The 6682-nt window shown below is 40.8% G+C and carries 7 protein-coding genes; all 7 read left to right on the top strand.

Annotated features, from left to right (window positions below; translation table 11 throughout):
- Nucleotides 1-198: 198 nt before the first annotated feature.
- The 7 genes from IEY42_RS21290 to IEY42_RS21260 all read left to right on the top strand — a co-directional run bounded on the left by IEY42_RS21290 (nucleotide 199) and on the right by IEY42_RS21260 (nucleotide 6535).
- A complete protein-coding gene (locus IEY42_RS21290; protein WP_188927201.1) occupies nucleotides 199-633 on the top strand; it encodes a hypothetical protein in 435 nt (144 codons plus the stop codon).
- Between the two features lie 151 nt (nucleotides 634-784).
- Nucleotides 785-1192: a hypothetical protein gene (locus IEY42_RS21285; RefSeq protein ID WP_188927200.1), complete on the top strand. Its 408-nt coding sequence runs from the start codon at nucleotides 785-787 to the stop codon at nucleotides 1190-1192.
- A gap of 307 nt (nucleotides 1193-1499) precedes the next feature.
- A complete protein-coding gene (locus tag IEY42_RS21280; protein WP_188927199.1) occupies nucleotides 1500-1805 on the top strand; it encodes a hypothetical protein in 306 nt (101 codons plus the stop codon).
- A 523-nt stretch (nucleotides 1806-2328) separates the two neighbouring features.
- Nucleotides 2329-3488, top strand: a protein-coding gene (locus tag IEY42_RS21275; protein WP_188927198.1) for an IS3 family transposase whose coding sequence is annotated in 2 segments (ribosomal slippage) — nucleotides 2329-2578 and nucleotides 2578-3488 — 1161 coding nt in all. Because the reading frame shifts where the segments join, the coding sequence is not laid out codon by codon here.
- 406 nt (nucleotides 3489-3894) lie between these two features.
- On the top strand, nucleotides 3895-4653 hold the full coding sequence (locus IEY42_RS21270; protein ID WP_188927197.1) for a response regulator transcription factor: 759 nt from the start codon (nucleotides 3895-3897) through the stop codon (nucleotides 4651-4653).
- 3 nt (nucleotides 4654-4656) lie between these two features.
- The gene (locus IEY42_RS21265; RefSeq protein ID WP_188927196.1) at nucleotides 4657-5331 is read left to right on the top strand and encodes a response regulator transcription factor; all 675 of its coding nucleotides are present in this window, start codon (nucleotides 4657-4659) and stop codon (nucleotides 5329-5331) included.
- Entirely contained in the window at nucleotides 5321-6535 is a 1215-nt protein-coding gene (locus tag IEY42_RS21260; protein WP_188927195.1) for a sensor histidine kinase, read from the top strand. The genes IEY42_RS21265 and IEY42_RS21260 overlap by 11 nt, the downstream gene beginning before the upstream one ends.
- Nucleotides 6536-6682: the final 147 nt, after the last annotated feature.

The following is a 6682-nucleotide window of genomic DNA, read 5'->3' as shown; positions in this document are numbered from 1 at the left end:
TTCAATCTCCAGTTAAATCAATTATGTCTTAACTGGGTTAGTCGTATCAATTAAACCACGTCACTAGAGCAACGAACAAACCATCTGGATCTAATGCCAAATGAATCTAACAAGGCAATGGTTCGGAATTTTAAAAGCCCCGGCTTCGCTTCCACTCTTAAAATCCGCAAATTGCGGCGTTAAATTACAGAGGAAGAAATGTTCGAATATCTGATATATGTGAAAGAGTTAAAAAGGCTCTCCAAAGAAAGGCATAAGCTTTCTGAGAAATTTGCTGAACTCGAGAAAAGTTATAAAGGCGAAGATGATCATGGTCACCTGTCTTTTTTAGGACATGAACAATATGAGCTGGATTGCTGGATAGAGTATTATAAGACAACCTACTTAAAGTCTAAGGCTGATAAACTTTTAGTCCCAATGCCTGATGCCAAAGACGCTGAAATGTATAGGTCATGTAATTTTGATGATGAACAAGGTGATCTAAATATTTTAACAACTAAAGGTATGCATAAGTTACGTGTAATGCTTAGAGAAGAAAGTAAGGCTAGAAGAGAAGTGGTAGCTTTCTGGTTTACAATTATTACAGGTTTAATTGGCGCGACAATCGGCCTAGTTTCAGTTCTCAAAGCATAAAGTTTACAAGGTCTAGTAACATCAGCCTCTTTGTGCCTTGGAGAACCTGGCTGCCGCGCTTTGTGTGCATGGCTTCGTAATTATTGCACAGAATTACAACTACAAGTCTGCTGTTGTTGGTTACGTCTATGAGCAAAATTAGGATAATCACATGGAATTACTTAAATTGGTAGTAGTTGGCTTTATCTCCTTTTTATCAGCGTTTGCTATTGCATCGGAAAAAGCTGATAGCTATTTTTGTGTGACTGAGGAATCTACAGGTTTTCTTTCTTTTGACGGCGATTGGGGGATTCATAGTCTTCCTCTGGAAGATAAATTCGTACTTCGCCAAATTACTGCGGATGACGAGCAATATAAAATATACGGTGGGGCTTATAGTCATGGCCTATTTTCTCACGGTAGTAAATCGTCCTCTATGAAATGTAATTTTGAAGGGTTTTATTCTTGTGAGGGAATGGGGCAATTCTTTTTTGATCCAAATACTGGGAGATTTCTAAAGACAAGAACTTGGGGGTACTGGTTTGGAGATGATGAAAAAGTATCTTACCCTAATATCTAGCGTGGAAAATGCAGTAAAATATAGTACATGATTCGTGTTAACTCATAATGGCGTTGTGTGACTTTTGTAGGTAACTTCAGTATTCAACATAGAAAAAGTTACCTGAATGTTTGGTATCACCCACAATTAGTAACTCATTTTTGTCCAGAAATGAGTCATATTATCTGTCGGTTTGGTATAAATTAAAAGTAAGGCATTATTGTCACGGTGATACGCAAAATACGTCGATTAAGTACGAAAGCTGCACTTTAATTATCGTTAATGAGGCTTTGCCGTTTGTAGCTAATAGTAAGGAGTGAAGAAATATATGGATAACTTTAAATCTTCAGTGATGACGGGAGATATAGCCTCTGCGATGAAGTTATGCGCATACGTGAAATGGTTTAAGACCTTACTGGCTTTAGTCGTTTCCATTGCATATCTTTTAGGAAGTCCTTGGCTTGCAGAGATCCTGATAGTCGCGGTTGTTACCTCGTTAGTTTTACCACTAGGTTTCTTTGATGTGTTCATTCAAAAACTACTGGAATACAACACTCTGCTTCTAGAAGAGCGTATACAGCTTAATGCTAATGAAACAAATGATCATTTAGAGTTATTAAACAGAAAGATTTGATGATTGAGAGCTGAGTACTCTTGTAGCAGCATGTCTTTATTGACGTTACGAACGCTAAGTCTAAGACTGATAAATTGTGACTAGTTATGCAAACTCTTCTGCATAAATTGAGTTTGAGACAAGTTTGTCACGATAATACGCAAAACATGTCGATTAAGCGCTAAAACTCGCAAAATCTGCACTTTAATAACTATTAAAGTGCACTTTTTGAGCTGAAACGATAAGATTACACATCATTATGATGAATTCTATCAATATCAGTTTAAGCTGCTGATGGTAAATAAAAAGTGTTTATAAGTCTCAGGCCTTCCCACATATATATTAGAATGACTCTAAAATCGTGGCTAATTTAACTTGACCACTACAATGACAGCTGCAACTGTCAGAAATAGCATATTAAAAAAAAAAGGATGAGTTATTTTACTCGTTTGGCGTGGATCATCGATGTGATTAAAGTGTTCTGGTCTAATTCCATCGGACACTTAGTTTTGTGACAGTATGGTCAATAAATTAAGAGGTCGATATGAGTCTAAAAAAATCACATAAAAGTTATCCGCAAGCATTTAAAGATGAAGCCGTCTTGATGGTGCTAGAACAAGGTTATAGCGTTGCTGATGCAGCAAAGTCTCTTGGGGTTAGCACTAGTCTGCTTTACAACTGGAAGGAAAAACACCAAGCCCTACAACAAGGTATCGCTTTAGAAGAGTCTGAACGTGATGAACTAAAAAGATTGCGTAGAGAAAACAAAGAATTACGCATGGAGAAAGAAATACTAAAAAAGGCAAGCGCCTTCTTTGCGAGAGAAATGAAGTAAAATTTCGCTTCATCAAACAGCAATCTAACCTGTTCCCTATCGCACAGTTATGCCGAGTAATGAGTGTTAGTAAGTCAGGCTATTACGATTGGCATAAACGCCCAGCAAACGTGATAAGCCTTGAAACATTGAAGCTTTATCGCCTTATTCGACAGCTGTTTAAGCAAAGTCGAGGCAGCTTAGGGAATCGTGAAATGGTGAAGAAATTGCGCAAAGAAGGCTACCAGGTTGGTCGCTATCTCGTTCGTAAAATTATGCACCGCCTTCGACTCAAAGTTACTCAGCGACGTGCTTACAAGGTGACTACGCAACGCAAACACTCGGATGCTGTGGCTGAGAACCTGTTAAACATGAACTTTAACCCAGTATCCGCTAATCAGGTTTGGGCTGGTGACGTGACCTATTTAAAGACAGGTGAAGGTTGGATGTATTTGGCGGTGGTGATGGATTTATATTCACGCCGGATCGTTGGGTGGCACATAGACAAACGCATGACTACAGATTTGATATCTAAGGCATTGATGAAAGCCTACAACCTGCGCCAACCGAACAGAGGGCTGGTATTTCACAGTGACCGAGGCTCACAGTATACCAGCAAGCAATTCAGTAAGCTGCTATCGAACTATGGTATCCGAGCCAGTATGGGGGATGTGGGTGCGTGTTGGGATAATGCCGTCGTTGAACGTTTCTTTGGTAGTTTGAAACACGATTGGATTTTTAAAGTTGCTCAACCAACAAGGGTGTTTATGAAGCAAGATGTGACGGCTTACATGAAATATTACAACTTGGAGCGACTTCATTCTGCTAATGGTGATCTGTCACCTGTAGAGTTTGAAAATTCTCAATTAAAAGTGTCCAGTTTGGCTTGACCAGTACAAAGTGCTCGGCGAAGCCAGAAAGACTCATGTAATAATCTATAAAAAAGAGTATAAGATCACAACAGTATTAACGAGTCAAATAACCTGTGTACTTGAATGAAATGTGTTCACGATCTTGCCCTGATATTTAATCCAATTTGATAAATATAAAGTATGACACGTCAAAATTACGTCAAAATAGGAAGTCATAAATTTAATTTTTTTGTTTTTGTTGTGTAGTTAAAACATCCTCATTATTAAACTGTATCGGTTACCGCTATTTGAGTAAGATTACAGCCATAAGTTTAGCAAATTGTAATCCTAAATTGAGTCAACTTGGTTTTCGTCACTGTTTTCAGGTAACTTTGGACTGAAAGTCATCGTGAATAGTTTTGATTGAGTATGAGATGGTGGTAAAATGGAAAAAATAACACTATTGTTGGAAAGCGAACCTGCTCAAAGCAGGTTTCTGGCAGATAGTATTCTCAATAGCATGAAGCCTACTTTTGCCGAGCATGGCTTCGCAGGATTCTGGTTCCAGGGAATCGCCATTAGTGCCTATCAAGACTATCTACAGAACAGCCGAAAGAGCTTGTTGACCCGAAGGATACTTCGAGGTCGTGGTGGTGTGTTCGCTTCATCACCAAAGGTTCAGCAGCTACATGAACAATACGTGACACGCGTCGCGCCTACGGACATTAACTTTGGTGAAGCCTTGCGACTCGAATCTCCTTATTGTTATATTCTGTGCGAAAATGGCCAGCCGAATAAAGCTCAAAAACTCTTTAATCGTTATGGCGTCAACACTGTCCTGAGTTGGCCGCTGAAACACTTTGCATCGGATGCCTGGGCTGGTAGGTTTACCCTGCTTTCCAAACACACCTACGATGAAATAAATTTTACTGGTTTAGAGACCACACTTAAACAAGCTCAGATGAGTCTATTTGAGCATTTTCATAATGAAATAAACCCTTTTCGACAATGTAACTTATTTAACCAAACGGCAATCAAGGCACTGAAAATGGCAGCGACGGGACTCCATAATCATGAAATCTCACAGGAGCTTCATATTACTGTTCGCGGTGTGGAATATCATCTTGAATCCATAAGAAATAAATTGTCTGCCAGTAACAGGGCTAATTTAGTTCATATAGCACATCAACTGGAAATCATATAGCGCATGTTAGTTCTCCTCGTCGAAGATAATCGCCTGCTGGCCAAGAATATTATTCATTATTTGGAGCTCAATGAGATCGAGTGTGATTATGCCGAGACACTCTCTCAAGCTGAACAGCTTATATTCGGTCTAACTTTCGACGCGATAATTCTCGATCTGAACTTGCCCGATGGCGATGGTATTACCGCATGTAAAAAATGGAAGGATCAGTGCATAATCTCACCGATCATTATGCTTACTGCGAGGAGCACACTACAGGATAGGTTGTCAGGTTTTGAGGTTGGCGCCGATGACTATCTGGTTAAACCTTTTGCCATGGCTGAGTTAGTTGCGCGTCTTAGGGTCGTATCTCAGAGGCGTCCGTCACCGAAAAGACTTACCATCGGTGATCTTGAATTTGATTTTGCCAGACATCATGTGCACAGAAAGGGACAGGTATTGTTACTATCTCGCACTGGATGGCAGATCCTGACTCTATTGGCCCGTCGGAGTCCTGAAACTGTCGAGCGGGAGGAGATCGAACGGATGCTGTGGCCCGATAGTTTGCCAGATAGCGATAGCTTGCGTAGCCACATTCATCTGCTGCGGAAAATTGTCGATAAGCCATTCGAGCAAAAACTTATCCATACGATTAGGGGAATAGGTTTATGTTTGAAGGTAGTCACAGATGAAGCCTAAGCTCAGTTTGAAACGTGTTTATCAGGTGTATGGCTTATGTTTTCTGGCGATAACCTTAATCATCAATAGTTTTATCCCCTTGTGCATGATGTGTACAGGTATGTTCAGCATGCATGAAATTACCATGAGAAATGCTGCTCAAGCGGCTGAGCTCTATACCACTCCCAAAAATAAAACATTTCAAACAGACAATCTCACAGTATTTCCCAGTTGGGAGTCGGTACCTAATAGGGTTAAGGCGATTAATGGAGGCGTTGCTCCTGATGCTCCACAAAATGTAAAACACCAGCATACTGATGGGCAGTTTATCGATGCCCTGATGTTGCATCAGGGAGATAACGGTAAAGAGAGCTATGTTTGGCTACATTATAATGCAACACACGATCTTGAATTTGCGCCGAAAAATATGGCTGCTATCTGCCTGCTAGTTATCATGACATTCACCGTAAACGCTATTCTAGCCTGGTATCTACAGAGCCGCGTGATTTCGCCGGTTCATCAGATCAGCCGCGCGATAAAGCAGCATGATTGGCAAAATATGCAGCAATTGCGTTTTCCTAAACAATGCTATGCCGAACTTCAGTCGATAGTCGATGCCTTGGATAGTTCAATCAAACAGCTCAAAGAGGCACAACAGCGGGAGCTCTCTTTCCTGCGCTTTGCAAGCCATGAGCTCAGAACGCCTATCGCCATATGTCAGTCTTCATTCGATATTCTGACCCTGCAACAAGGGAAACTCACAGGCCCTACCTTACATGCCAGTCAGGCAACAACTCAGATGCAATCGATTACCGAGACACTACTTTGGTTAATGAGTTCTGACTGTAGCCCTATGGACAGCAGTAATGTGAAGTTGGCAAAGTTGTTGGAGAGTATCATCTATGATCAAAAGTTCGCTCAAGGGAGTGATGTCCCGGTCGATCTAAAGTGCGATGAAACTGAATTGTTCGTACTCAAGGAGCCGCTGACTATCGTTTTGAACAACTTGGTGCGCAATAGTTTAGAGCATGGCGCTAAAGGTATCTCTATTGTTCAGACTGGCAATCGAATCGATATTATTAATCCCTTGTCCCTGCATAACTCCAGCGGCTTTGGTCTGGGATTGATGTTGGTAGAACGGTTAGCAAAACAGCTCAATTGGCACTATTCAACCAGTAATGACCATAACTCCTTCAGGGCTACGCTCATCATACGGCCCACTTGATCTGAGTCTTATCTTGATTATGACAGTTTGCTAGTTGGCATGGAGTGTCCACTATATTGAAGTGAGAGTCTCTAAACGCACTTCGTAAGCGTCTAGGCAACTACACCTACTTTTTGAAATTCCAGGGTAACAGGCTGTCGATATCCG

Origin of the sequence: Shewanella algicola, assembly GCF_014648035.1 — a bacterium.
GTDB lineage: Bacteria > Pseudomonadota > Gammaproteobacteria > Enterobacterales > Shewanellaceae > Shewanella > Shewanella algicola.
This window is presented reverse-complemented; position numbering and strand designations above follow the sequence as displayed.

What these genes read in the sequence shown, in the direction of transcription:
- IEY42_RS21260 (WP_188927195.1), top strand. Translation starts at nt 5,321, where the DNA reads ATGAAGCCTAAGCTCAGTTTGAAACGTGTTTATCAGGTGTATGGCTTA.
- IEY42_RS21280 (WP_188927199.1), top strand. Translation starts at nt 1,500, where the DNA reads ATGGATAACTTTAAATCTTCAGTGATGACGGGAGATATAGCCTCTGCG.
- IEY42_RS21285 (WP_188927200.1), top strand. Translation starts at nt 785, where the DNA reads ATGGAATTACTTAAATTGGTAGTAGTTGGCTTTATCTCCTTTTTATCA.
- IEY42_RS21270 (WP_188927197.1), top strand. Translation starts at nt 3,895, where the DNA reads ATGGAAAAAATAACACTATTGTTGGAAAGCGAACCTGCTCAAAGCAGG.
- IEY42_RS21265 (WP_188927196.1), top strand. Translation starts at nt 4,657, where the DNA reads ATGTTAGTTCTCCTCGTCGAAGATAATCGCCTGCTGGCCAAGAATATT.
- IEY42_RS21290 (WP_188927201.1), top strand. Translation starts at nt 199, where the DNA reads ATGTTCGAATATCTGATATATGTGAAAGAGTTAAAAAGGCTCTCCAAA.